We start from the raw sequence: 1,155 nt of genomic DNA, 5'->3' as shown, positions 1-1,155 counted from the left end.
CTGAACGCGGGCATCACCCCGATCGTCCACGAGCACGGCAGCCTGGGCTGCTCCGGCGACCTGGCGCCGCTGGCGCACTGCGCGCTGGCGCTGATCGGCGAGGGCCCGGTCCGGGACGCCAAGGGTGATCTCCGGGAGGCCGCCGACGCGCTGGCCGAGGCCGGGATCCAGCCGGTCACGCTCGGCGCGAAGGAGGGCCTGGCCCTGCTGAACGGCACCGACGGCATGCTCGGCATGCTGGTCATGGCCATCCACGACCTGCGGAAGCTGTACACGGCCGCCGACCTCGCCGCCGCGATGACCGTCGAGGCGCTGCTCGGCACCGACCGGGTGTTCGCCGCCGACCTCCAGGCGCTGCGCCCGCACCCGGGCCAGGGCCTGTCGGCCGCGAACCTGCGCGCGCTGCTCGCCGACTCGGCGATCATGGCGTCGCACCGCGGCCCGGACTGCACCCGCGTCCAGGACGCCTACTCGCTGCGCTGCGCCCCGCAGGTGAACGGCGCGGCCCGCGACACCCTCGCGCACGCCGAGCTGGTCGCGTCCCGCGAGCTGGCCTCGGCCGTGGACAACCCGGTCGTCCTGCCGGACGGGCGGGTGGAGTCCAACGGCAACTTCCACGGCGCGCCGGTCGCGTACGTGCTGGACTTCCTCGCCGTCCCGACCGCCGACGTCGCGTCGATGTCGGAGCGCCGCACCGACCGGCTGCTCGACAAGGCGCGCTCGTTCGGGTTGCCGCCGTTCCTCGCCGACGACCCGGGCGTGGACTCCGGCCTCATGATCGCCCAGTACACGCAGGCGGCGATCGTCAGCGAGCTCAAGCGGCACGCGGTGCCGTCCTCGGCCGACTCGATCCCGAGCTCGGCGATGCAGGAGGACCACGTGTCGATGGGCTGGAACGCCGCGCGCAAGCTGCGCAAGGCCGTGGACGGCCTGACCCAGGTCGTCGCCATCGAGATCATGGCGGCCGCGCGGGCGCTGGAGCTGCGCTCGCCGCTGCGGGCGGGCCCGGCGACGGGCGCGGTCGTCGCGAAGCTGCGCGAGCGGGTGCCGGGCCCCGGCCCGGACCGCCACCTCGCGCCGGAGATCGCCGCCTCCACCGAGCTGGTGCGGGACGGCTCGCTCGTCACCGCCGCCGAGTCCGTCACCGGCCCGCTG

The 1,155-nt window shown here is 75.3% G+C and carries 1 protein-coding gene; it reads left to right on the top strand.

All coding sequences use genetic code 11. The features are described from left to right. On the top strand, nucleotides 1–1,155 hold a 1,155-nt coding region (locus tag AB0J52_RS41630), incomplete at both ends, for a histidine ammonia-lyase (protein WP_500188804.1).

Source organism: Spirillospora sp. NPDC049652 (assembly GCF_040675125.1).
Taxonomy (GTDB): domain Bacteria; phylum Actinomycetota; class Actinomycetes; order Streptosporangiales; family Streptosporangiaceae; genus Spirillospora.
This window is presented reverse-complemented; position numbering and strand designations above follow the sequence as displayed.